Source organism: Mariniflexile aquimaris, from assembly GCF_042676825.1.
Classification (GTDB): Bacteria; Bacteroidota; Bacteroidia; order Flavobacteriales; family Flavobacteriaceae; genus Mariniflexile; species Mariniflexile aquimaris.
In genome coordinates, this window is the sequence record NZ_JBHTIB010000002.1 from 133,898 (window position 1) to 158,386 (window position 24,489).

The window sequence follows — 24,489 nt, forward strand, 5'->3', positions numbered from 1 at the left end:
AGTTTATGAAACCTTTTAAAAATAATGAAGTTATTATAAACGCCCATTTACAAGCTTCAAAACAAGCCATCATTATTTTTACCAGAAATCCGGAATTAGGAAAATGTAAAACACGTTTGGCCAAAACCATTGGTAACGAAGCGGCTTTAAATATTTACAAACACCTACTTGAACACACGGCACAAATTACGGCATCTGTAAATGTCGACAAGTTTGTGTTTTATTCAGAACAAATCGTTCAAGACGATCTTTGGAATGCCACTATTTTTAACAAAAAATTGCAGCAAGGTCAAAATTTAGGCGCCCGTATGGAACATGCTTTTTTAGAACTTTTTCAACAAGGTTACAATAAAATAGTCATTGTAGGTAGCGATTTACTAGACCTCAACACTGATATAATAAATGAAGCATTCTATAAATTAGACAATAACGACGTTGTTTTCGGGCCAGCAAAAGATGGTGGCTATTACCTTCTAGGACTTTCAAAAATGCAACCCTGTATTTTTCGCAATAAACCATGGAGCGAAGCAAATTTATTAGAAGTTACCCTTAAAGAATTAGGTCTAAAAAATGTATCTTTAACGTTACTTAAAACACTTAATGATATTGACAAGTTTGAAGACATAAAAGACTATCCTCAATTAAAAAAATTCTACACAAAACATGATTAAAGAAATAGAAGAAACCACCGATTATCTTATTCAAAAAGGTTTCGAAAACCCCGAAATTGGCATCATTTTAGGTACCGGACTTGGGCAATTACTTAACGAAATAGAAATTATAACCGAAGCCAGTTACAATCACATTCCAAATTTCCCAACAGCAACCGTCGAGTTCCATAAGGGCAAACTTATTTACGGCATTCTAGAAGGTAAAAAGGTGGTTGTTATGCAAGGCCGTTTTCATATTTACGAAGGCTACACACTACAAGATGTTACCTATCCGGTGCGTATTATGCAAAAACTAGGCATCCAAACCCTTTTAGTTTCTAACGCTGCTGGAGCCATTAATTTAAACTTCAAGAAAGGCGAATTAATGCTTATCGAAGACCATATCAATCTTCAAGGAAGTTCTCCTCTAGCGTTTAAAGGCGTAGAGTTTTTAGGCGAACGCTTTACCGATATGAGCGCACCATACGATACTAAAATAAACACTACATTTAAAACTATTGCAAAAAACAAAAACATAACCTTACACGAGGGTGTTTATGCAAGCGTTGTTGGTCCGCAATTAGAAACCAGAGCAGAATACAAAATGCTTAAAATTATTGGTGCCGATGCTGTTGGCATGAGTACGGTTCCAGAAATTATTGTAGCAAATCATTTAAAATTAAAAGCAGCAGCCGTGTCGGTTTTAACCGACGAATGCGACCCAAACAATCTAAAGCCTGTCGACATCGCCGAAATTATTTCAATGGCAGAAAAAGCAGAACCAAACATGATAATATTGTTTAAAGAATTAATAAAAACACTTTAAATAGTTTACAGTTTTCAGTCGCAGTTTGCAGAAACATAAATTCTAAACAAAAACTAGTCTAACATTCTAAAAACGAAGCTCTCTGAAGCTTCTATAAACTAAATTATGAGTTATCTAGAAACCACGCACAACGTTTATAAAGAAGCAGCACTAACACCAGATGTTGGCTTGTGTTGTACCACAAACCCTATTTGGGAATTACCAGGATTAAAGATTCCTAAAATCATGCAAGAAATGAACTATGGTTGTGGTAGCACGGTGCATGCACGCGATTTAACCAACAATCCTAAAATGTTGTATGTTGGTGTTGGTGGCGGTATGGAATTGTTGCAATTCGCTTATTTTAACAGACAAAAAGCTGGTGTAGTTGGTATTGATGTGGTTGATGAAATGCTAGAAGCTTCACGCAAAAATTTTATTGAAGCCGAAGCGCAAAACCCATGGTTTAAAAGCGACTTTGTAGACCTTAAAAAAGGTGATGCCATGAATCTGCCAGTTGAAGATAATAGCATCGACGTAGCGGCACAAAATTGCTTATTTAATATTTTTAAAGCTGATGATTTAAAACAAGCTATTGCCGAAATGTACCGCGTTTTAAAACCTCACGGCAAATTAGTTATGAGCGATCCAACCTGCGAACAACCAATGAATGATGCACTTCGAAATGACGAAAGACTCCGCGCCTTATGTTTAAGTGGTAGTTTACCCATTGCGGAATATGTAAAAGCATTAACCGATGCTGGTTTTGGTACCATAGAAATTCGCGCTAGAAAACCCTACAGAATTCTCGACCCTAAAAACTACCCGACGGAAGAACTTATCTATATTGAGTCAATTGAAGTGGCTGCCATAAAAGACCCCATGCCAGCAGATGGCCCATGTATTTTTACCGGAAAAGCCGCGATTTATTATGGCGACCAAGATTATTTTGATGATAAAGAAGGACACGTTTTATTAAAAAATCAGCCATTAGCCATTTGCGATAAAACAGCTGGTGCTTTAAAAAGTTTAAACCGAGACGATATTTTTATAAGCGAATCTACCTTCCATTACGATGGTGGGGGATGTTGTTAGGTCATAATATATCCATATATAAAAAACCAAATGATTATTCGTGCAAATTTCCTATTAACAGTTGGTAACTCACAACAACCTTTTATGATCCGAAAAATATTTTATATTACCTTTTTATTAGTGCCTTTTTTGAGTTTTGCTCAAGATATTTTAATCAATAAAGGTGAAATTATAAAAGACCGACAGTTTTTAATAGATAAAACTGAAATCACAGCCTGCGATGAAAACGGAAACTTTGTTTCCGTTAGACCTCATCGAATAAATGGCACATTACGTAATTATTTTATTGAGTTTTTTGATAAGTTAGATTTTATAGAAAGACAGGAAATTGAAACAGAAAATTCTACAGAGATTTTAGAAGTATTCATTAAAAATAATAAAGTTCACGTATTAATAAAAGAAATCGATAATAAGTATGCCACAATTAGGATTGATTTATTTGATTTAACAACAAAAAAGTTTGTTAAGAAAAATCTTATTAGTGCAGAAAAAGATAGCGAAAAAGTTTTTTTTGATGCTTTAAAATATAATAATCAAATATCTGTTATTCATGACGATAATTACCTGCTAAACTTTCCTGTTGTAGACGACAATATCGCTTTTACATACTTAGAATTTTTTGATGGCGATTTAAATTCACAATCTTATCATGAAATATATCCAAATAAAAATATTCACAGAAAAAACACAACATTTTTAAATGTGAGCCAATACAATAATAAAACCTATATTTTATACAGTTTACATGATGAAAAGGATGGTAATTACTATCAATTAACAGAATACTCAAACAACGAAACGCGCGATTTAATTTTACCAATTGAAGCAGATACGTATCAATTAATAAATACACTCTCAGATGACGAAAGCTTTATAATCAACGGATTATTTTCAAAAAAAAAGAAAGGCACTTTTGAAGGATTTTCTTATTACAAAGTAAACCTTAATAGGTTTGAATTAACCTCGTATAAAATATCAGATTTTCACTCTGAAGATGCCAAAAAATATTTTATTGGATTATTTAAAAGTAATAGAAGTATCGACATTAAAGAACTCTTTATTGACAAAGAACAAAATACTTATTTAATAGGACAATTTTATTCCATTAGACATCAACAAGTTCCAATTGGAATACCCATTGCTTCTTTTGCATCTTCAAGTTTTACAGCATTTATTACCTACAATCCGTTTAGTGTAAGTTATAAAGTATATGATGATATATTAATATCAAAAATTAATAGTTCTGGCGAACTTATTTGGGATAAAATTTTAGAAATTAAAGAAACAGAAAAAATAGATGTTCGATCTAACAAACAAGACTCTTCATATTTTGCTTACTTTGAGAATAATCAATTAAATATTTTAATGAATGGTTATATAGATATGGATAAAGATAAGCTGATTGTTAAGCAGGATAAAAGAAACTCGAAAACAAATTTTTACAATATTACTGTAAATAATCGCGGGGAAATTACTCCAAAAATCATCTTTCCTAATGCCGATTCTGATATATTATTTAGAGCCGAAGGTTCACTGAAATTTAACAATACCATTTTAAACCTTGGCCAAGGAAATATGACAAAACAACTATTAAAGTTAGATTTTTAATAGTATGGAATAAAAAAATAATTTGAATCAACTAAAATGAAAACCATACAATTATTCTTTTTAATATTAATAATAGTATCATGTTCATCTAATAAAAAGATTAGTGTAAACACTTCAAAACAAAGTTTAAAAAACCAACAATTAATAATAGACACCGATATTAATACTGAGAATATTATCGTTGAAGAAATAAGCGCTAATACAGAAATAAGGCTGAAAAAAGATTCTATAACAACTGTAAATAGTTATATCACCGCACCAGTATTTGATTCAATTTTAAAACCGAAACATGATTCTTTCAACAAATTGCTCTCAATGTTTGTGTCCAAAGAAGGTTTTGTACATTATAAAGATTTAAAAAAAAGACAGTTAGATTTACAAAAATATATTTTTTATTTAGGTGAAAATTTACCAACGCAAAATTGGACTAAATCAGACATACTTGCCTTTTGGATTAACACCTATAACGCTTTAACCATCGATTTGATTTTAAGGCATTACCCAGTAAAAAGCATTAAAGACATTAAAAATCCTTGGCAGCAACGCCATTGGAAATTAGGTGACAAGTGGTATAATCTTGATGAAATTGAGCATCAAATTTTAAGAAAAATGGACGAACCACGACTACATTTTGCCATTGTTTGTGCATCCATTTCTTGTCCGAAATTATTAAACGAAGCCTACACTGCAGAAAATTTAGAACAGCAATTAACAAATGCTACCCAAGATTTTTTAAGCGATTCAACCAAAAATTCTATCTCAAAAGACAAAGTGGAATTATCGAAAATATTTAATTGGTTTAATGCCGATTTTACTAAAAACGGTTCGTTAATCGACTTTTTAAATTTGTATTCACCTATTGAGATTTCAAAAACCGCCTCCAAATCGTTTAAAGATTATAACTGGGACTTAAATGAATAACATTTCCATTATCATTCCCATACTTAATGAAGCAGATACTATAGAAACTCTGCTAACACATTTACTGAAAAATTCATCGCAAGAACTTATTTCAGAAATCATTGTGGTTGATGGTGGGAGTAACGATGGTTCACTGGATATTGTTTCAACTTTTGTGTCAGGTCGAGTGCAGTCGAGACCTATTAAAAACATCTCCACTTCGCTTGAAGAGACACAAATTATATGTGTTAATTCAGAAAAAGGACGTGCCAAACAAATGAATGTTGGTGCAAAACAGGCATCGGGTAACATTCTGTATTTTTTACACGCTGACTCCATTCCTCCAAAAGATTTCGACCAAGCTATTATCGACGAAATAAAAAAAGGAAATCAAGCAGGTTGTTTTAAAATGGAATTTAATAGCCATCACTGGTGGTTAAAAATAACTGGCTGGCTTACCCAGTTTAATTGGCGCGTTTGCCGTGGTGGCGATCAAAGTCTATTCATAACAAAAAAATTATTTCAGAAAATTGGTGGCTTTAACGAAAGCTACATGGTTTATGAAGACAATATTCTTATTAATGCCTTATACAACAGAAATCAATTTGTTGTCATAAAAAAAACACTTAAAACTTCAGCTCGTTTATACCAAAAACATAGCATTTGGAAATTACAATATCACTTTATAATCATTCATTTAAAAAATTGGTTCGGTGCTTCAGCCGAAGAATTATATATTTATTATTTAAAACATATTACTTAATATTTTTTCGTATTTTCAGACAATCACATTACGTATCTCATTCAACATAAAATAGTCATTTTTAGTGATTTCACCATTTAAAAATGGGCTTAACTGAAAACGTACTACACAAGATGCGAATGACTCCTATTTGCCAGCGGGCAGGTATGAAAGCTAAGAATCAAATTGTATCTACATATGAAAATCAAAAAAGTACTTGTCGCAAATAGAGGCGAAATTGCCATTAGAATTTTTAGAGCCTGCACAGAAATTAATGTTAAAACCGTTGGTGTTTATACGTTTGAGGACCGGTACTCACTGCATAGATACAAATCTGACGAGTCCTACCAAATTGGTGAAAACAACGAACCTTTAAAGCCATATTTAAATATGGATGCCATTATAAAAGTGGCCTTAGAAAGTGGTGCCGATGCCATACATCCTGGTTATGGTTTTCTTTCTGAAAATGCCAGTTTTGCTCAGAAATGTGAAGACAACGGCATTATTTTTATCGGTCCTAAAGTGTCTGTTTTAAAATCTTTAGGCGATAAAATTACGGCAAAAGAAGTGGCTGTTGCTAATAAAATCCCCATTATCCGTAGTAACGAAAAACCATTAAAAGATATAAAAACAGCTTTAAGCGAAGCTAAAAAAATTGGTTATCCTATCATGCTAAAAGCTGCTTCCGGAGGTGGCGGAAGAGGCATGCGCGTTATAAGAAAAGAAGACGAACTTAAAGGCGCTTATAACGAAAGCAAACGAGAGGCTTTAAATGCGTTTGGAGACGACACCGTGTTTTTAGAAAAATTTGTCGAGAACCCTAAACATATTGAAATTCAAATTGTTGCTGATAATTATGGAAATACTGTTCATCTTTTCGAAAGAGACTGTTCGGTGCAACGACGTTACCAAAAAGTAATTGAATTTGCGCCTTCGTATGGCCTAAAAGACGAAACAAAAAATGCCTTATATAACTATGCTATAAACATTTGTAAAGCTGTAAATTATAACAACATAGGTACTGTAGAATTTTTAGTAGACGACGATGATTCTATATATTTTATTGAAGTAAACCCAAGAATTCAAGTTGAACACACCGTTACCGAAGTTATTACTAACATCGATTTAGTAAAAGCACAATTATTTATTGCCGGCGGATATAAATTGTCTGACAACCAAATTAAAATTCCTAATCAAGAATCGATACACATAAATGGATATGCGCTACAGTGCAGAATTACTACCGAAGATCCTCAAAATGATTTTAAACCAGATTACGGAACGGTTTCTGCCTACAGAAGTGCCGCCGGGTTTGGTATTCGCTTAGATGCTGGAAGCATTTATCAGGGCGCTGTAATTTCACCTTTTTTCGATTCTATGCTGGTAAAAGTCACCGCAAACAGCAAAACGCTTGATGGGGCGAGTAGAAAAATACGGCGTGCGTTGGCAGAGTTTCGAATTAGAGGGGTTAAAACAAACATGCCTTTTCTCGATAATATTTTAAAGCATGACACCTTTAGAAAAGGAAAAGTAACGGTAAACTTCATCAAATCGAATCCTGATTTATTTGTTTTTAAAGCGCCAAGAAATAGAGCCACAAAACTACTTACTTATTTAGCCGATGTTACTGTTAATGGAAACACCGACGTAAAAAAAATAGACCCTAACAAAACTTTTATTAGACCAACTGTTCCAAAGTTTGATGCGAATGCTAAGTTTCCTGAGGGCACCAAAGATTTGTTGACGAAACTAGGCCCCGAAAAATTTTCGCAATGGTTATTAAATGAAAAGAAAGTTCATTTTACCGATACCACCATGCGCGATGCGCACCAAAGTTTACTGGCAACCAGAATGCGTACCTATGATATGCTTGCAGTTGCCGAAGGTTACGCAAAAAATCATCCTGATATTTTTAGTATGGAAGTTTGGGGAGGCGCCACCTTTGATGTTTGCCTACGATTTCTTCAAGAAAACCCGTGGGAACGATTGAGACTATTGCGCAAAGCCATGCCAAATTTGCTATTACAAATGCTTATACGAGGCTCCAATGGTGTTGGCTATAAAGCCTATTCAGATAATTTAATAGGCGAATTTGTAGAACAATCTTGGGAAAACGGTGTTGATGTTTTTAGAATTTTCGATTCGCTTAACTGGATGAAATCCTTAGCTCCCTGCATAGAACATGTACGTTCAAGAACAAATGGATTAGCCGAAGGCTCTATATGTTATACCAACGATATTTTGAATCCCGAAAACAAGAAATACGATTTAAAATACTATATAAATCTTGCCAAAGAAATAGAAAATGCTGGCGCCCATATTTTAGGCGTGAAAGACATGGCAGGCTTATTGAAACCTTATGCCGCTTACGAACTGATATCGGCATTAAAATCTGAATTAAAAATTCCAATTCATTTGCATACGCACGATACATCATCAATTCAATCTGCTACCTATTTAAAAGCGATTGAAGCTGGTGTTGATGTTGTGGATGTGGCAATTGGTGGCTTATCGGGATTAACATCACAACCTAATTTTAATTCTATTGTTGAAATGCTAAAATTTCAAGATAGAGCGAGCAGCATAAATATTGATTCCTTAAATGAATATTCCAACTACTGGGAAAACGTAAGAGACTATTATTACCCCTTTGAATCTGGCCTAAAAGCAGGTTCTGGCGAAGTCTTTAAGCATGAAATTCCGGGTGGCCAATATTCAAACTTAAAACCTCAAGCTAGAAGTCTTGGACTGGAAGAACGCTTTCATGAAATCACAAAAATGTATAGCGATGTCAACATGCTTTTTGGCGATATTATTAAAGTAACACCAAGCTCTAAAGTGGTTGGAGATATGGCTCAATATCTTGTTAGTAATAATCTAACGGTTCAGGATGTGCTTGAAAAGGGTGATTCCTTATCGTTTCCACAATCGGTGGTGGACTTTTTTATTGGCGATTTAGGACAACCTGTTGGCGGATTTCCTGAAAAACTTCAAAAAATTATTTTAAAAGATCAGAAACCTTATACCGACAGACCAAATGCGCATATACCTCCCATCGATCTTAAAAAAGAATATGAAGCATTTAAGAAAATACATGAACAAGACTTAACGAGAAAAATAGAATATACAGATTTTCTATCCTATCAATTATATCCTAAAGTATTTACAGATGCTTATAACAGGCATTTAAAATATGACAACCTTATAAAATTACCCACCAAAAATTTCTTTTACGGGATGGAAATTGAAGAAGAAATTATTTTTGAATTGGATAAAGGAAAAACAATACTTGTAACTTTAGAATCAATTGGTAAACCTAATAGCGATGGTATGGTCACTGTGTATTTTAAGCTTAACGGACAAGGTAGAAGTGTAGATATAAAAGATAACAGCATTAAAGTTGAAAAGGTTGAACACATTAAGGCAGATAAAACAAATCCGCTTGAAATAGGCGCACCTTTACAAGGTATGTTGTCTAAGATTTTAGTTAAAAAAGGTGAAAAAGTTGTAAAAAATCAACCGTTGTTTATTATTGAAGCCATGAAAATGGAAACCACCATAACAGCAACCGAGGAAGCTACCGTAAAACAATTAGTTTTAAAACCTGGTATTATGGTACATGCCGAGGATTTGGTAATTAAGTTGCATTAAACTTTATTCCGACCTTTTTCGTTAGGATAGAGCGATGGTAATAAATCGCTTTGAAAAATTTCTTTTGTATTAATGTTCATGGCCGTTAATCTTCCTGTGAATGCAGCTCCTGTATCTACATTCCAAACATTAACCGCCAGCATGGGTTCAAAACAATTGTAATTAATAGTTGGCGTGTGCCCAATATATACTTCGTTATAATGCTTTAATCTGTTAGGGTAAATCAAAGAATCTTTTGCTATATCTTCTTTCATGGTGAGCGCCATTTCCCAAAGCGTTCTATCAAAATAAAAACAGGCTTTAAACACTTCTTTTTCAACCCCATGCATCGATGTAAAACCAGCGTGTACAAACAAACGATTTTCATTATCTAAATGATATAATGGCATGTTTTCGAAGAATATTAAATGTAATTTTTTAGCTTCAGCTGAAAAACCTTCATAACTTTCCATGGTTTCCTTACCACCATGCATATACCAAGTTGGATCCACATCGCCAGATCTTAGCCATTCTTCACACCAAACGTCGTGGTTCCCTTTAATAAATACACAGCTAAACTTGTCTGAAAGCTCTATTAAAAACTGAATAACTTGTGCAGATTCGCTCCATCCATCTACATAATCGCCCACAAAAATTAAGGCATCATCATCCTTAAGTTCCAATTTATTTAGCACCTGAATTAATGCTTTTAACCCTCCGTGAATATCTCCTACAACAAAAGTTCTCATAAAAAATGTTTTTGCAAATCTAATGGATTCTATTAATTATCAAAATAAGAAGCTAAAGTAAAAGCTAGTTAATAACTATATTACTCTTGTATTTTTAATTATATAAAAGGTGATTTTTAATACTTGGAATAAAACGACTTAATAATCGTTTCGGCTGGTTTGTTTTGCGGTGTAAATTGGCTGTCGTTTTCGCCACCGGCATCAGTATAATTATGAAACCATTTCCATAAAAAGCCACCAGCAAACCAATCTTCATTCCAGAATTCTTCAAAAAGCGCTTTTGTAGTATTTGATTGTGCTTCCAAATTAACTACCGTCATTGTTCTGTCACTTCGCCATGGTTCATTCCCAGAATAATCAACGCTTCTATAACCAAATTCGGTGAATAAAATCGGTTTTTTATGTGATTCAGAAAAGACCTTTATCACGGGCTTATAAACTTTCCAACCATTTTTGCAAGCTTCCAAAGTTGGCGTTTTTTCATCACTCACAGGAAAATAGGCGTCAATTCCAATATAATCTAAATCGCCCCAAAAAGGTGTTCGGTCGTACTCGTTCCAATTAGCGGCATAGGTTAATTTACCCTTGTAAATTTTTCGTATTTCCACAATTAATTGTTTCCAATACTCCGGACGATGGTCTATAAAACTTTCTAATTCGGTGCCAATACAGAAAATTTCAGCGTGTACCTCTTGAGCTAAATTGGCGTATTCTAAAATATACTTTGAATAGGAATCTTCTAACTGTTTCCAATCCGCTTCTGAAGCCATTTTAATTCCTCCCGTAAATTCTCCACGCCAAACCCAAATTTGAGGTTTTAACATTATTTTTATATGGTGCTTTCTTAAACTTTCAATGTATTGCTTCGCGCCAATGCGTGTTTCACCAAACCACTGTCGGTTGGTATTAAAAACAATTTCAGGATGCGTTAATTCTCTTATAAATCCGAAAGGCATAATAGCCGCCCAATTCGCATTTATATGATTCACAGGATAAATATGTGTATCATTTATGGGTTCTCGAGACGCTACAAAACTCACCCCATTAATTTTTTCTGGTCTAGGCGAAGTCATTGCGCAAGAACACATTAACAATAATATGCTTGTGATAAAAAATATTCTCATTCTTCGTGTTTAATGCTTAAATTTAATCAAATTATATTTATCTCATAAGGATTCTGGTTTTCCTGCGACAAACTACACAAGTACAAAAACACACATGGAACACATCGTAATAATTGGCAATGGTATTTCTGGAGTTACGGCGGCTAGACATATTCGAAAACTTTCAGACAAAAAAATTACCATCATTTCTGCCGAAACTGATTATTTTTTCTCCCGTACGGCTTTAATGTATGTGTATATGGGACATATGAAATTTGAGCAAACCCAACCCTACGAAAATTGGTTTTGGGAGAAAAACAACATCCACCTAAAAAAAGCCTTTGTAAAAAATATCGATACCACATCAAAAACGCTTTATTTTAATGAAGGCGATTCGTTACAATACGACAAGCTCATCATAGCCACCGGAAGCAAACCCAATAAGTTTGGCTGGCCAGGACAAGATTTAAACGGGGTTATGGGTATGTATCATAAACAAGATTTAGAAAGTTTAGAACACTACGCCCCAAATAATAAAATCTGCAAACGCGCCGTAATCGTGGGTGGTGGTTTAATAGGTATCGAACTTGCCGAAATGCTAAACTCCAGAAATATTCCCGTTACGTTTCTCGTGCGCGAATCCAGTTTTTGGAATGGCGTTTTACCAGAAGGTGAAAGCAATATGATAAATCGACATATTAAGGCGCATCATATCGATTTACGCCTGTCGACCAATTTAAAAGAGATTGTTTCTGATGAAAATGGCAAAGTAAAGTCTGTTATTATTGAAGAAACTGGCGAAGAAATTGCATGCGATGTTGTTGGATTAACCGCAGGTGTTACCCCAAATATCGATTTTATAAAAGATTCAACTATTGAAACCCACAAAGGTGTTATAGTGAATCGCTATTTAGAAACCAATATAAAAGACGTTTATGCTATTGGCGATTGCGCCGAACAACAAGAAGCCATAAACCAGCGCCGACCCATTGAAGCCGTTTGGTACACGGGTAGAATGATGGGCGAAACGGTAGCGCAAACCATCTGTGGAAACAGAACCCAATACACTCCCGGACATTGGTTTAATTCCGCTAAATTTTTTGATATAGAATACCAAACCTATGGTTGGGTATTTTCTAAACCGAGAGAAAATGAAGCGCATTTTCATTGGAAACATGAAGACGACACCAAGTGCATTACGTTTTGTTATGATAAAAAAACCTTCGAATTTCTAGGCATTAACACCTTTGGAATACGCATGCGCCATGAAACATTTGATAGATGGCTCAGCGAAAAGCGAGATATCGAATATATTTTGAATCACTTGTCTGAAGCCAATTTTGATCCTGAGTTTTACAAGCGTTTTGAACATGAAATTTTGAATGCTTATTACAATCAATTAAAATTAGTCTAATTATAGACCTCACAGGTTTTAAAAACCTGTGAGGTCTATATACTAATAAATATTTAAAGATGAAATACGAACCATTAGTAGAAGATTCTTATTACCACATTTACAATTGTGGCAACAATAAAGAAAACCTATTTATTGATGACGACAACTATTCTTATTTCTTGAAACTGATTAAAAAACATATATTAAATTCTTGTGATATTCTATCCTATTGTTTATTAAAAAATCATTTTCATTTATTAATAAAAACAAAATCTAATATTGAGAGCAAAGTAATTTCTCAATCCTTCTCTAACCTATTCAACGCTTATTCAAAAGCCATAAATAAAAAATATGCAAGAAGTGGTAGTTTATTTAAAGATCGATTCTCAAGAATTAAAATTGACAATGAAGATTATTTAAAATCACTAATTATTTACGTTCATACAAATCCTGTACACCACAATTTCACAAACAATTACAAAACCTACAAATACTCATCTTACAAAGCGTTTATTAGCGACAATCCAACGTTATTGCTAAGGGATTTTGTGATAAATTTATTTGAAGACAAAGAAAACTTCAGATATGCTCACAACGTTAAAGAAACCAATATTTTAAACGAAATATTATTAGAATAAAAACAATCCAGACCTCACAGGTTTTAAAAACCTGTGAGGTCTAATGAAACAACAAAGTAAATGAATCATAAAAGCATGTCTTTAGCAAAACCAGAAGCAAACAATTTATCAATAAAGCAAAAAATTGCGCTTGCAATTGGCGTGATTGGATTACTCTTTTTTGGATTAGCTATTTTTAACACCAATTTTCCTAATAAAACTATCTTCCTTTGGGCTTCATTAGGTCTGATAACATTAGGAACTGTTCTATTTGCAAACGATGCTTATTTAAATAAATCAAAAGGCATTAAGAATGATGGCGTTTGGTTTAAACCCATTTCATCACGAGGTGCTTTAGGTTGGGCTACAGGCGTTTTGTTAACTGGGTTTTACATCGTTTTATATTTTTACCCAAAATATTTAGGACTTGCTTCAAACGGAAACCCTAACACAGGACTCATTGCTTTATTCGACCCATTAAGCAAGCTATTGAATGGAAACCCAGCAAGCCAATGGTTTGTGTATGGTACGCTATACTCCTTGGCTATTTTAATTTTTGGTTATAAATTCATGCTTAAATATCGCCACAATCGATACGAACAATTACGAACTGCATCGGTCATGTTTTTTCAATTAGGGTTTGCATTCCTGATTCCGGAATTTATGTCGCGACTAAATGCAAGTCCCAATTACAATTTACCTTATTACGACTTAAAAAGCATGTGGCCATTAAACTATTATCTGTTCGATAGTTGGTCTATTAACGGGTTATTATCATCTGGCTCGTTAGGTTTAATCATGTTATTGTTTGGCATCGTTTCTATTTTTGTTATTTCCCCTATTCTCACCTACAAATATGGCAAACGCTGGTACTGTTCCTGGGTTTGTGGTTGTGGTGCTTTAGCCGAAACTGCTGGCGATTCCTTTAGGCAACTTAGCAGTAAAAAACTATCCGCGTGGAAATTAGAACGCTGGTTAGTACATACGGTACTTGTATTTTCTGTAGTCATGACTGTTGCTTTAATTTACACCTATTTAGGAAGCGACCCAAGCAAATTTTGGTTGACAAGGAACGTATTTCTAATAAGTGTCGGAATCTTTTTAACACTTCTATTTACCGTTATAATGCTGTTTAAAAGAAACGAACTAGGTAAAGATGCGCGCTATGGTGCCATCGGATTTTTTGTTGTTATTGCGGCGTTACTCATAATGCATTTCACAGGAACGACCAACGAAGTTTTTTTAATCAAATCCAACAGTTTGCGTTCTGCATATGGCCTGTATATTGGCTCCATTTTTTCAGGAGTTATTGGTACCGGGTTCTACCCTATTTTAGGGAACCGCGTTTGGTGCCGATTTGGATGCCCCATGGCCGCGGTACTTGGATTCCAGCAACGCATGTTTTCTAAATTTAGAATTACCACTAATGGCGGACAGTGTATTTCTTGCGGCAATTGTTCAACGTATTGCGAAATGGGAATCGATGTTCGCGCCTATGCTCAAAAAGGAGACAATATTGTACGTTCCAGTTGTGTTGGTTGTGGTATTTGTTCGGCAGTATGCCCGAGAGGCGTTTTAAAGTTAGAAAACGACAGCATGAAAGGACGCGTAAACTCCAACGAAATTCTACTAGGAAACGACCCCAATTTAATCGATTTATTAAAACAGAATTAATTTAACAAAATCATAATATTTTGTTAAATTATAAACAAAAGTATTGTACTTTTGCCTCCGAAAGTAAAAGCTTAATGCCTAACATAAAAGTCATAATACCTGCCTATAATGAAGCAGATTCAATTACTAATGTAATTAATGATATCCCTAAAATTGTTGGTGAAATAATTGTAGTTAACAATAATTCTACCGACAAAACAGAGGAAAATGCTAAAAAAGCAGGTGCGACAGTTTTAACTGAACATAATAGAGGTTACGGAAATGCATGTCTAAAAGGTTTAGAATACATTGCCAATCAGAACGAAAAACCAAATATTATAGTATTTTTAGACGGCGATTATAGTGATTACCCAGAAGAATTAACTAAAATTATTGCACCGATTATTGAAAATAATATCGATTTTGTTATTGGAACACGTGTAAAACATTTACGCGAAACGGGTTCGATGACAACACCACAAATTTTCGGCAATTGGTTAGCAACAAATTTAATGACGCTTTTTTTTAATGCAAAATTTACCGATTTAGGTCCGTTTAGAGCCATAAAATACGATAAATTATTGATGCTTAATATGATAGATAAGACCTATGGTTGGACTGTCGAAATGCAATTAAAAGCCCTAAAACAAAAATTAACCTATACAGAAGTACCTGTAAATTACAGAAATAGAATTGGTGTCTCGAAAGTTTCAGGAACCATAAAAGGTAGTATATTTGCAGGCATTAAAATCTTAAGTTGGATTTTTAAATACAGTATTAAAAAATGATTCTAGAAACAACAATTATCATCATTTACACCATTTCTCTAGTGCTTATTTTCATGTACGCATTAGCGCAATTAAATTTATTAAAGAATTACCTCAGTTCTAAAAAAATTAAAGACAATTCACCGACTTTCGATTTTTCAAAACCAGAAGAAATTCCTTTTGTAACCATTCAACTTCCTGTATATAACGAAATGTACGTTATGGAACGCTTGTTGGATAACATTGCAAAAATTGATTATCCAAAAGACAAACTTGAAATTCAAGTTTTAGACGATTCTACCGATGAAACAGTAGAATCTACTCGAGCGCATGTTGAAAAATTACATGCTACAGGCTTAGACATAAAACATATTACCAGAACAGATAGAACAGGCTTTAAAGCAGGCGCACTTAAAGAAGGTTTAAAAATAGCTAAAGGAGAATTTATTGCTATTTTCGACTCCGATTTTTTACCTGAAGCAGATTGGTTAAAACGTACCGTTCCTTATTTTAAAGACGAAAAAGTAGGCGTAGTTCAAACACGCTGGGGGCATTTAAACCGTAATTATTCTATCCTTACTAAAATACAAGCCTTTGCATTAGACGCACATTTTACTCTAGAGCAAGTAGGCAGAAACAGCAAAGGACACTTTATTAACTTTAACGGTACTGCGGGCCTTTGGAGAAAAACATGTATCATCGATGCTGGAAACTGGGAAGGCGATACCTTAACCGAAGATTTAGATTTAAGTTACAGAGCACAACTTAAAAACTGGAAATTCAAATATCTTGAAAATGTTGAAACTCCTGCCGAATTACCTATTGTAATTAGTGCTGCACGTTCACAACAATTTAGATGGAATAAAGGTGGCGCGGAAAATTTCCAGAAAATGATGAAACGTGTTTTAAAAAGCAAAAACATTTCGGCTAAAACTAAATTACACGGGTTGTTACATTTATTAAACAGCACCATGTTTTTAAACGTGCTTATTGTGGCGGTTTTAAGCATCCCTATGCTGTATATTAAAAACGAATACACGCATTTAAAACCCTATTTCTACGTAATGAGTTTCTTTGTAATAAGCTCCATCATATTTTTTATATGCTATTGGTTTATGTACAAAAACATTTATGGTAGTGGCTTTAAAAACTTCATAAAATATGTAGGTATGTTTTTCGTGTTTTTCTCAATAGCCATGGGCTTTTCACTGCATAACTCCATTGCCGTTTTAGAAGGTCATTGGGGTAAGAAAAGCGAATTTGTCCGCACACCAAAGTTCAACATCAGTTCAATTAAAGACAGCTGGAAAAAGAATAAATACATTAAAAAATCCATCTCAATACACGTTATTTTCGAAGGCTTATTAATGTCTTATTTCGCATTTGGCATGTACAGCGCCTTTATTGTAGGAGACCAAGGCGGCGATTTTGGTTTATTCCCATTTCACTTAATGCTGTTCTTAGGATTTGGCTATGTATTTATTAAATCGATAACTTCTAAAGTATAAGGCTTTTGGGCGTTACCACAAGGGTCGCGCTTTTCGTTATATCTTTTTTAAAAGTTTAACCTCAAACAACTATTCAAGCAATCTTCAAGCCTCATGGTTTATAGATTGCTTTTTTGTTCTTGCACTTTTAAAAAAGGATGCCACTGCAATCGCTAACGCAAATACAGAATCCAAAGGTCAATGCAAACGCTGTGAAGCAACCTGTTTATTTAGATATTACATCAAAAAAAGTTAAACGAGTGGCAGATTGCATCGTCGTACCTCCTCGAAATGACCTCAATAATGTAAAACCACGTATTGTAATAGGCAAGTTCTATCAAGTATATTATGTATTCTGCACTTTCTACTAAGAAGGTTAAATCATAGATGCGACACCTCATTAATAAATTATCAACAATCAATTCTTAATAAAAAAACACTTTTTTAATCACTTCGCTTTTTCACATTATCAGTATCTTTATCTCAGCAATTTTTAACCACCGCATGACGAACTACAAACGTAAAAACAGACTTACCGCACAGGCCTACATTGATGGTGTTTTAGCTGGCGACCGCGTAATTCTGTCTCGAGCCATTACCATTATTGAAAGCAATTTAGAAAGCGACAAACTACTTGCCAAAGATATTATTCAAGCCATTTTACCTGCTTCTGGAAATTCCATACGCATTGGCATAACAGGCGTACCTGGTGTAGGTAAAAGCACCTTTATTGAAGCCTTTGGCAAATACCTCATCACACAGGGTAAAAAGGTAGCCATCTTATCTATCGACCCGAGTAGCCAACGCTCTAAAGGCAGTATTTTAGGCGACAAAACCCGAATGGAAGAATTAAGCAATTTAGAAAACGCTTATATTCGTCCGTCAGCCTCTGGTGAAACCCTTGGTGGCGTTGCCAACAAAACAGCCGAAAGTATGTTACTTTGCGAAGCGGCAGGTTACGATGTTATTTTAATTGAAACTGTAGGTGTTGGGCAATCTGAAACAGCCGTTCATGGGATGACCGATTTTTTCTTACTCCTAATGCTGGCAGGTGCTGGAGACGAGCTTCAAGGTATTAAAAAAGGCATCATGGAAATGGCCGATATGGTTGTGATTAACAAAGCTGATGGCGACAACATTCGTATGAGTGAAATGGCACGCTTACAATATCAAAACGCATTGCATATCTTCCCACAATCGGAATCTGGTTGGGAACCCGTGGTTACCAAAGCATCCTCAACAAAAAATATAGGCATTGATACGGTTTGGGACGAGATTAAAAAATACAAGCTACTGGTTTCAGAAAATGGTTATTTCAACAAAAACAGAAACCACCAAAAAATACGTTGGATGTACGATAACATTAACGAAGAGTTAAAACGTATGTTTTATGGTTCTAAAACCATTGCCAACAAACTTACTGGGTTAGAAAAACGCATTATTTCTTCTGAAATTTCGCCCGTTAAAGCTGCAGAAGATATGATAGAAACTTTTAAAGCATCCTTTAACAAATAAATTACTAAGCCATATTGAAATAACCTAAAAATGATATTTGAAAATTATTTCGATAAACAATTTGAGCTTAGATATTTTGAAATGAATAAAATAGGGTTGGCTAGCCCTACAATAATTTTAGCCTTATTAGAGGAAACTGCTGCCGATCATTGTTACGCCATAAATTACAGCTTATTTAACCTCCTTGAAAGAAATATTGGTTGGGTGTTGGTTTCGGGCATTGTACAAATGAATCGCTACCCCAATTACAAAGAAAAAATCACTATTCGTACTTGGTTGTCAAGCTATTCTGCTATTAAAGGCTATAGAGAAAACATCATTTTTGATGAAAATAAAAACATCATAGGAACCGCAAAAGGTTTATGGGTGTTCTTCGATATTGAAAACAGAAAACCTTTGCCCATTTTTAATGATATTAAAGAACAATGGTCTGTAAATAACCAAGAATCTATAGTTCATAATATAAAGAAAAAGATAGCTGCTTTAGATACGGCCAATTATGTAAAACAATTCACCGTTAATAGGTTTAACACCGATACCAATAAACACGTTAACAACATAAGTTACTTACAATGGCTTATGGAATCGATACCAGATGAGATTATTGACAACTATTTTTTGCATGAAATAGATGGTCGGTTTATTGCCGAAGCGCAATATGGCGACCATATTTTATCTTTAACTAAACCGGATGTTACCGATAATGCATTTTTACATACCATAAAAATTGAAGGAAGCCATAAGGTTTGTGCGACTGCCAGAACCATTTGGAGAAAATATTGATAGTAATCTTAATCTATAAAAAAGAAAACTTAAGCAATTGTTACATTGATACCTAATTCGAACAATCTCGCCTTTGTTTTTTTATCGATACCACTATCAGTAATAATTTGATCTACATCTTCAATACCACAAATTTTTCCAAATCCCTTTCTCCCAAATTTAGAAGAATCTGCCAATACAATTATCTTTTGAGCCGCTTTAATCATTTGTTTATTTAAAGAAGCTTCCATAATATTGGTTGTAGTAAGACCGTATTCAATGTCTATACCATCAACACCCAAAAACAACTTAGTAAAAGTTAAATCAGCTAACATTTTTTCTGCAATTGGCCCAACTACAGATGAAGAACTTCTTCTAACGGTACCACCTAATTGAATAACATCGATATTCGGGTTTTCTGAAAGAATTAGCGCCGTATTTAGCGAAGCAGTTAAAACCGTTAATCCTTCCATTTGTTTTATGTGTTTCGCAAATTCAATTACAGAAGTACCAGAAGCAATAATAATACTATCATTGGGCTCTAAGTTTGATCCAGCTTCTATTGCAATACGAGTTTTTTCTTTAGCATGAAGTTTTTCCTTTACATGCACATAATGCTCGGTAATATATGGATTCACAGGAATGGCTCTTCCGTGTGAACGAAATAGAAGCTTACGATCTTCTAATAATTTTAAGTCCTTTCGTATTGTTACTAATGATACATTAAATTCTTGACTTAAATCATTTACGTTTACAAAACCTTGTTCTTCTAACTTATCTAAAATGAGTTTATGTCGATCAACAATATTTAGTATCATTTTGTTTCTATTTTAAAACAAATATAACTTATTCCTAATTTAAACTAAAATAATTATTACTGTATTTTGTGCTGTTTCACCGCCTTACAAGCGAAACTACAACTATTTGCAAATATGTGTTTTAGCCTTAAAAATCAAACAATATCAACATGAAAAAACATGCATGATATTGTATTTTCAACCTCATTTCCCTAGAAGATGACAAAAATCATGTTTTCAATTAAAAATAAAAAATAACTTGCGAAAGGTTTCGTTTTGTTACCTTTGACAACATTAACGTTGAATTCATAATAAAATAAATAAAAGAATAAGTCATGAGAAGAGATGAAATGATAAAGAAAATCAATGAAAATAACAAAGAATATGATTTCATTATAATTGGCGGCGGCGCTACAGGTATTGGAATTGCTCTTGAAGCTTCGGCACGAGGTTACTCCGTTATTTTACTTGAAAAATCAGACTTTACAAAATCCACATCAAGCAAAAGCACAAAGCTAGTTCACGGCGGCGTTCGTTACTTAGCCCAGGGAGATGTTGGCTTAGTTAGAGAAGCTGTTGTAGAACGAGGTTTACTCACTCAGAACGCGCCACACTTAGTAAAAAATCAATCTTTCATTATTCCCACTCACGGGTTGTTTGATGAATTACAATATACTGTAGGACTAACAATGTACGATTTGTTGGCTGGCAAACTAAGCTTAGGAAGATCAAAGAGAATCTCAAAAGCTAAAACATTAAAGCGCATTTCAACAATCAATCCCGATAAAATATCAGCAGGTGTTGTTTATCACGACGGCCAATTTGATGATACACGTTTGGCAATAAACACATTGCAAAGCGCAACAGATTTAGGCGCGGTTGTAATTAATTACTGCTCTGTTAATGGTTTGCTTAAAAATGACGAAGGATTAATTACCGGAGTTAAATGTTTTGACGAAGAAGGCAAAAAACAATACGAAATAAAAGGAAAGCAAGTTGTAAATGCAACCGGTGTATTCGCTGATGACGTTTTAATGATGGATTCTCCAAATGCTAAAAAAACAATTGCACCAAGCCAAGGCGTTCATTTAGTGCTAGATAAAACGTTTTTACCAGACAATGATGCCATTATGATTCCTAAAACAGATGATGGAAGAGTACTGTTTTTAGTGCCTTGGCACGGAAGAGTAGTTATTGGAACAACAGATACTCCGATAAAAGAAGAATCGTTAGAACCCATTGCATTAGAAGAAGAGATAGAATTTATTCTAAAAACTGCAGCAAGATATTTAACAAAAGCTCCAAAACGCTCTGATGTATTAAGTGTTTTTGCTGGACTTAGACCTTTAGCAGCTACAGAAGAAGGAAAGAAAACGAAAGAGATTTCTAGAAGTCATAAAATATTTACATCAGATTCTGGAATGTTAACTATGGTAGGAGGAAAATGGACAACATTTAGAAAAATGGGTGAAGATTTAGTTGATAAAACTGAAAATAAAAATTCTTGGAAGCATATTCCAACAAAAACAAGACATTTAAAAATTCACGGATATAAAGAAAATGTTGATTATAACGACCCTTTATACTTCTATGGATCGGATAAAGAAGCTGTATTAGAATTGGCTTCACAAAATGGAACGGGCGATCTTATAAGCACTTCCTTAAACGTTATTAGCGCACAAGTTGTTTGGGCAGTTAAAAATGAAATGGCGCGTACCGTTGAAGATTTTTTAGCCAGAAGAACACGTTGTCAACTTTTAGATGCCAAAGAAAGCATAAAAATGGCACCTAAAGTAGCAAAAATTATGGCTAAAGAACTAGGAAAAGATGAAGCATGGGAAACTACTCAAATAAATGATTATGTACAAGTAACATCTAATTACATTCTATAAAACAAGAAATCACATAAACTAAATAAATACATATAATGAAAAACAAATTAATATTAGCCCTTGACCAAGGCACCACATCTTCTAGAGCTATTTTATTTAATCATAATGGAGAAATTGTTAAGGTGTCCCAAAAGCCATTTGAACAAATTTTCCCAAAACCAGGATGGGTAGAACATTGTCCAAATGAAATCTGGTCATCCCAAATCTCTGTTGCAGCCGAAGTTGTTGCACAAGAAGGTATTTCAGGCGAAGAAATAGCCGCAATTGGTATTACAAATCAAAGAGAAACTACAATTGTGTGGGATCGTGAGACTAGTGAGCCTATTTATAATGCAATTGTATGGCAAGATAGAAGAACAGCTAAATATTGCGATGAGTTAAAAGAGGAAGGTCACATTGACATGATTAAAAAGAAAACTGGTTTAGTTTTAGACGCCTATTTTTCGGCAACTAAATTAAAATGGATTCTAGACAACGTAGAAGGCGCAAGAGAAAAAGCTGAAGCAGGTAAATTATGTTTTGGCACCGTAGATACTTGGTTAGTTTGGAAATTAACACGAGGAAGTATGTTTATCACAGATGTTTCGAATGCTAGTAGAACAATGCTGTTAAATATTCACACATTAGAGTGGGACGAAGAATTATTGAAATTATTCAATATTCCAAAAGCTATTTTACCAGAAGTAAAACAAAGTAGTGAAGTTTATGGAACAACCGCAACTACATTGTTCTCTACTAAAATCCCAATTGCTGGAATTGCAGGCGATCAACAAGCTGCCTTATTCGGTCAAATGTGTACAAAACCAGGAATGGTTAAAAACACCTATGGAACAGGATGTTTCTTATTAATGAATACTGGCGAAAAAGCAGTGTATTCTACCAATAATTTATTAACGACAGTTGGCTGGAAGATTAATGGTAAAACAACTTATGCCTTAGAAGGAAGTGTATTTGTTGGAGGAGCAGCAATTCAATGGTTGCGTGATGGTGCCAAAATGGTAAAAACTGCCCCAGGCATCAATCATTTAGCTGAAACAGTTGAAGATAACGGTGGTGTATATTTTGTGCCTGCAATGACAGGATTAGGAGCTCCTTACTGGGATCAATATGCTCGTGGTGTTATTATGGGAATTACACGTGGAACTACAGATGCTCATATATCTCGTGCAACATTAGAAGGTATTGCTTTTCAAGTGTACGATATCGTAAAAGCTATGGAAGCGGATGCAGGAGAAAAAAGTATTGAATTAAGAGTTGATGGTGGAGCCGCTGCTAGTAATTTATTAATGCAAATTCAATCAGATTTATTTGGATTTAAAATTATTCGTCCTAAAACATTAGAAACAACTGCTCTAGGCGCAGCATATTTAGCTGGTTTAGCAGTAGGCTATTGGGATAGCGTTGATGATATTCAAGCACAATGGATTGTAGACAAAGAATTCTTTCCAAAAATGAAAGAAGAGAAAGTTGCAGACATGTTACGTTACTGGCATAAAGCAGTAAAATGTGCACAAAACTGGATTGAAGATTAATAAATTAATTTAAAAAATATAAAATATTAGATTATGTCAATATTAATAGCAGAAATATTAGGAACCATGTTGCTTATTTTATTAGGTAACGGAGTGGTAGCAAACGTTGTACTAAAAGGAACAAAAGGCAACAATTCTGGATGGATTGTAATCACGACAGGTTGGGCTTTAGCCGTGTTTGTAGGCGTGGTAGTTGCAGGACCACACAGTGGTGCACATTTAAATCCAGCGGTTACAATTGCCTTGGCTACTGCAGGAAAACTTTCTTGGAGTTTAGTGCCAGAATACATCGCTGGCGAAATGATAGGAGCCATGTTAGGAGCATTTTTAGTGTGGTTATTTTATAGAGATCATTTCAATGCGACTGAAGATGAAGGAGGTAAATTAGCTTGCTTTAGCACCGGACCAGCAATTAAAAACACAGTATCGAATTTAATTAGTGAAATTATAGGAACTTTTGTTCTTGTATTTGTAATATTTTATTTAGCAGGACCAAGTCTTGATATTATTGGCGGTGTTGATGCGCGAGCAATTATTGGTTTAGGATCTATTGGCGCTGTTCCGGTTGCATTTTTAGTATGGGTTATTGGTATATCATTAGGTGGTACCACAGGATATGCAATTAATCCGGCTAGAGATTTAGGCCCAAGAATTATGCACGCTATTTTACCTGTAAAAGGAAGCAGCGATTGGGGATACGCATGGATTCCAATTGTAGGCCCAGTTATTGGGTGCGTCATTGCAGCTTTACTATATGTTGCTCTAGTATAAAAAGTCAGTAAATAACTA

20 protein-coding genes are annotated in these 24,489 nt (G+C 34.3%); 17 read left to right on the forward strand and 3 right to left on the reverse strand.

Going from position 1 to position 24,489, the window contains the following annotated elements; genetic code table 11:
• Positions 1-5 precede the first annotated feature (5 nt).
• From ACFQ0I_RS00635 to ACFQ0I_RS00665, 7 genes are all read left to right on the forward strand, one after another.
• Complete coding sequence (locus ACFQ0I_RS00635; RefSeq protein WP_379938429.1) at positions 6-671, forward strand: TIGR04282 family arsenosugar biosynthesis glycosyltransferase; 666 nt, start codon at positions 6-8, stop codon at positions 669-671.
• On the forward strand, positions 664-1,476 hold the full coding sequence (locus ACFQ0I_RS00640; RefSeq protein WP_379938431.1) for a purine-nucleoside phosphorylase: 813 nt from the start codon (positions 664-666) through the stop codon (positions 1,474-1,476). The genes ACFQ0I_RS00635 and ACFQ0I_RS00640 overlap by 8 nt, the downstream gene beginning before the upstream one ends.
• Positions 1,477-1,581: 105 nt before the next feature.
• Entirely contained in the window at positions 1,582-2,550 is a 969-nt protein-coding gene (gene arsM / locus ACFQ0I_RS00645; RefSeq protein WP_379938433.1) for an arsenosugar biosynthesis arsenite methyltransferase ArsM, read from the forward strand.
• Between the two features lie 84 nt (positions 2,551-2,634).
• Positions 2,635-4,158, forward strand: a complete 1,524-nt coding sequence (locus ACFQ0I_RS00650; RefSeq protein WP_379938434.1) for a hypothetical protein — start codon at positions 2,635-2,637, stop codon at positions 4,156-4,158.
• Between the two features lie 36 nt (positions 4,159-4,194).
• Positions 4,195-5,079, forward strand: coding sequence for a DUF547 domain-containing protein (locus tag ACFQ0I_RS00655; protein ID WP_379938436.1), 885 nt, complete (start codon positions 4,195-4,197; stop codon positions 5,077-5,079).
• Positions 5,072-5,821 (forward strand): TIGR04283 family arsenosugar biosynthesis glycosyltransferase, encoded by a 750-nt coding sequence (locus ACFQ0I_RS00660; protein ID WP_379938437.1) that lies wholly within the window; start codon positions 5,072-5,074, stop codon positions 5,819-5,821. Before ACFQ0I_RS00655 ends, ACFQ0I_RS00660 begins: the two co-directional genes overlap by 8 nt.
• 177 nt (positions 5,822-5,998) lie before the next feature.
• Positions 5,999-9,451 carry a pyruvate carboxylase gene (locus ACFQ0I_RS00665; protein WP_379938439.1) on the forward strand — a complete coding sequence of 1,151 codons (3,453 nt, stop codon included), beginning with the start codon at positions 5,999-6,001 and terminating at the stop codon, positions 9,449-9,451.
• On the opposite strand, the gene ACFQ0I_RS00670 is transcribed toward ACFQ0I_RS00665, so the two are convergent.
• Both ACFQ0I_RS00670 and ACFQ0I_RS00675 read right to left on the reverse strand, forming a co-directional pair.
• The gene (locus ACFQ0I_RS00670) at positions 9,448-10,179 is read right to left on the reverse strand and encodes a metallophosphoesterase family protein (RefSeq protein WP_379938441.1); all 732 of its coding nucleotides are present in this window, start codon (positions 10,177-10,179) and stop codon (positions 9,448-9,450) included. The two genes, ACFQ0I_RS00665 and ACFQ0I_RS00670, sit on opposite strands and share 4 nt — an antisense overlap.
• Positions 10,180-10,295: 116 nt before the next feature.
• A complete protein-coding gene (locus ACFQ0I_RS00675; protein WP_379938443.1) occupies positions 10,296-11,303 on the reverse strand; it encodes a glycoside hydrolase family 113 in 1,008 nt (335 codons plus the stop codon).
• Positions 11,304-11,397: 94 nt separating this feature from the next.
• Between ACFQ0I_RS00675 and ACFQ0I_RS00680 the strand changes: the two genes are divergently transcribed.
• The 7 genes from ACFQ0I_RS00680 (at position 11,398) to ACFQ0I_RS00710 (ending at position 19,500) form a co-directional block, all read left to right on the forward strand.
• Entirely contained in the window at positions 11,398-12,696 is a 1,299-nt protein-coding gene (locus ACFQ0I_RS00680; RefSeq protein WP_379938445.1) for an NAD(P)/FAD-dependent oxidoreductase, read from the forward strand.
• 59 nt (positions 12,697-12,755) lie between these two features.
• Positions 12,756-13,316 (forward strand): transposase, encoded by a 561-nt coding sequence (locus ACFQ0I_RS00685; protein ID WP_379938446.1) that lies wholly within the window; start codon positions 12,756-12,758, stop codon positions 13,314-13,316.
• A 60-nt stretch (positions 13,317-13,376) separates the two neighbouring features.
• Complete coding sequence (locus ACFQ0I_RS00690; RefSeq protein ID WP_379938448.1) at positions 13,377-14,969, forward strand: 4Fe-4S binding protein; 1,593 nt, start codon at positions 13,377-13,379, stop codon at positions 14,967-14,969.
• Positions 14,970-15,043: 74 nt separating this feature from the next.
• Positions 15,044-15,736, forward strand: coding sequence for a glycosyltransferase family 2 protein (locus ACFQ0I_RS00695; RefSeq protein WP_379938450.1), 693 nt, complete (start codon positions 15,044-15,046; stop codon positions 15,734-15,736).
• Positions 15,733-17,223 (forward strand): cellulose synthase family protein, encoded by a 1,491-nt coding sequence (locus ACFQ0I_RS00700; protein WP_379938452.1) that lies wholly within the window; start codon positions 15,733-15,735, stop codon positions 17,221-17,223. Before ACFQ0I_RS00695 ends, ACFQ0I_RS00700 begins: the two co-directional genes overlap by 4 nt.
• Positions 17,224-17,706: 483 nt before the next feature.
• Positions 17,707-18,717, forward strand: coding sequence for a methylmalonyl Co-A mutase-associated GTPase MeaB (meaB, locus tag ACFQ0I_RS00705; protein WP_379938454.1), 1,011 nt, complete (start codon positions 17,707-17,709; stop codon positions 18,715-18,717).
• A 30-nt stretch (positions 18,718-18,747) separates the two neighbouring features.
• Positions 18,748-19,500, forward strand: a complete 753-nt coding sequence (locus tag ACFQ0I_RS00710) for an acyl-[acyl-carrier-protein] thioesterase (protein ID WP_379938456.1) — start codon at positions 18,748-18,750, stop codon at positions 19,498-19,500.
• A gap of 29 nt (positions 19,501-19,529) precedes the next feature.
• Here the strand turns inward: ACFQ0I_RS00710 and ACFQ0I_RS00715 are convergent, their stop codons facing one another.
• Positions 19,530-20,297, reverse strand: a complete 768-nt coding sequence (locus ACFQ0I_RS00715; RefSeq protein WP_379938458.1) for a DeoR/GlpR family DNA-binding transcription regulator — start codon at positions 20,295-20,297, stop codon at positions 19,530-19,532.
• 314 nt (positions 20,298-20,611) lie between these two features.
• Between ACFQ0I_RS00715 and ACFQ0I_RS00720 the strand changes: the two genes are divergently transcribed.
• Genes ACFQ0I_RS00720 through ACFQ0I_RS00730 form a run of 3 tightly spaced genes read left to right on the forward strand, consistent with a single transcriptional unit; the run spans position 20,612 to position 24,471 of the window.
• On the forward strand, positions 20,612-22,168 hold the full coding sequence (locus ACFQ0I_RS00720; protein WP_379938459.1) for a glycerol-3-phosphate dehydrogenase/oxidase: 1,557 nt from the start codon (positions 20,612-20,614) through the stop codon (positions 22,166-22,168).
• A gap of 35 nt (positions 22,169-22,203) precedes the next feature.
• Positions 22,204-23,700, forward strand: coding sequence for a glycerol kinase GlpK (gene glpK / locus ACFQ0I_RS00725; RefSeq protein ID WP_379938461.1), 1,497 nt, complete (start codon positions 22,204-22,206; stop codon positions 23,698-23,700).
• A 33-nt stretch (positions 23,701-23,733) separates the two neighbouring features.
• Positions 23,734-24,471, forward strand: a complete 738-nt coding sequence (locus ACFQ0I_RS00730; protein ID WP_379938462.1) for an MIP/aquaporin family protein — start codon at positions 23,734-23,736, stop codon at positions 24,469-24,471.
• Positions 24,472-24,489 lie beyond the last annotated feature (18 nt).

Bases quoted from the DNA above. Each gene is read 5' to 3' on its own strand.
- ACFQ0I_RS00655 (WP_379938436.1), top strand. From the start codon at position 4,195: ATGAAAACCATACAATTATTCTTTTTAATATTAATAATAGTATCATGT.
- ACFQ0I_RS00685 (WP_379938446.1), top strand. From the start codon at position 12,756: ATGAAATACGAACCATTAGTAGAAGATTCTTATTACCACATTTACAAT.
- ACFQ0I_RS00730 (WP_379938462.1), top strand. From the start codon at position 23,734: ATGTCAATATTAATAGCAGAAATATTAGGAACCATGTTGCTTATTTTA.
- ACFQ0I_RS00710 (WP_379938456.1), top strand. From the start codon at position 18,748: ATGATATTTGAAAATTATTTCGATAAACAATTTGAGCTTAGATATTTT.
- ACFQ0I_RS00650 (WP_379938434.1), top strand. From the start codon at position 2,635: ATGATCCGAAAAATATTTTATATTACCTTTTTATTAGTGCCTTTTTTG.
- ACFQ0I_RS00665 (WP_379938439.1), top strand. From the start codon at position 5,999: ATGAAAATCAAAAAAGTACTTGTCGCAAATAGAGGCGAAATTGCCATT.
- ACFQ0I_RS00640 (WP_379938431.1), top strand. From the start codon at position 664: ATGATTAAAGAAATAGAAGAAACCACCGATTATCTTATTCAAAAAGGT.
- arsM (WP_379938433.1), top strand. From the start codon at position 1,582: ATGAGTTATCTAGAAACCACGCACAACGTTTATAAAGAAGCAGCACTA.
- ACFQ0I_RS00670 (WP_379938441.1), bottom strand. From the start codon at position 10,179: ATGAGAACTTTTGTTGTAGGAGATATTCACGGAGGGTTAAAAGCATTA.
- ACFQ0I_RS00700 (WP_379938452.1), top strand. From the start codon at position 15,733: ATGATTCTAGAAACAACAATTATCATCATTTACACCATTTCTCTAGTG.
- ACFQ0I_RS00715 (WP_379938458.1), bottom strand. From the start codon at position 20,297: ATGATACTAAATATTGTTGATCGACATAAACTCATTTTAGATAAGTTA.
- meaB (WP_379938454.1), top strand. From the start codon at position 17,707: ATGACGAACTACAAACGTAAAAACAGACTTACCGCACAGGCCTACATT.
- ACFQ0I_RS00720 (WP_379938459.1), top strand. From the start codon at position 20,612: ATGAGAAGAGATGAAATGATAAAGAAAATCAATGAAAATAACAAAGAA.
- ACFQ0I_RS00675 (WP_379938443.1), bottom strand. From the start codon at position 11,303: ATGAGAATATTTTTTATCACAAGCATATTATTGTTAATGTGTTCTTGC.
- glpK (WP_379938461.1), top strand. From the start codon at position 22,204: ATGAAAAACAAATTAATATTAGCCCTTGACCAAGGCACCACATCTTCT.
- ACFQ0I_RS00690 (WP_379938448.1), top strand. From the start codon at position 13,377: ATGAATCATAAAAGCATGTCTTTAGCAAAACCAGAAGCAAACAATTTA.
- ACFQ0I_RS00695 (WP_379938450.1), top strand. From the start codon at position 15,044: ATGCCTAACATAAAAGTCATAATACCTGCCTATAATGAAGCAGATTCA.
- ACFQ0I_RS00680 (WP_379938445.1), top strand. From the start codon at position 11,398: ATGGAACACATCGTAATAATTGGCAATGGTATTTCTGGAGTTACGGCG.
- ACFQ0I_RS00635 (WP_379938429.1), top strand. From the start codon at position 6: ATGAAACCTTTTAAAAATAATGAAGTTATTATAAACGCCCATTTACAA.
- ACFQ0I_RS00660 (WP_379938437.1), top strand. From the start codon at position 5,072: ATGAATAACATTTCCATTATCATTCCCATACTTAATGAAGCAGATACT.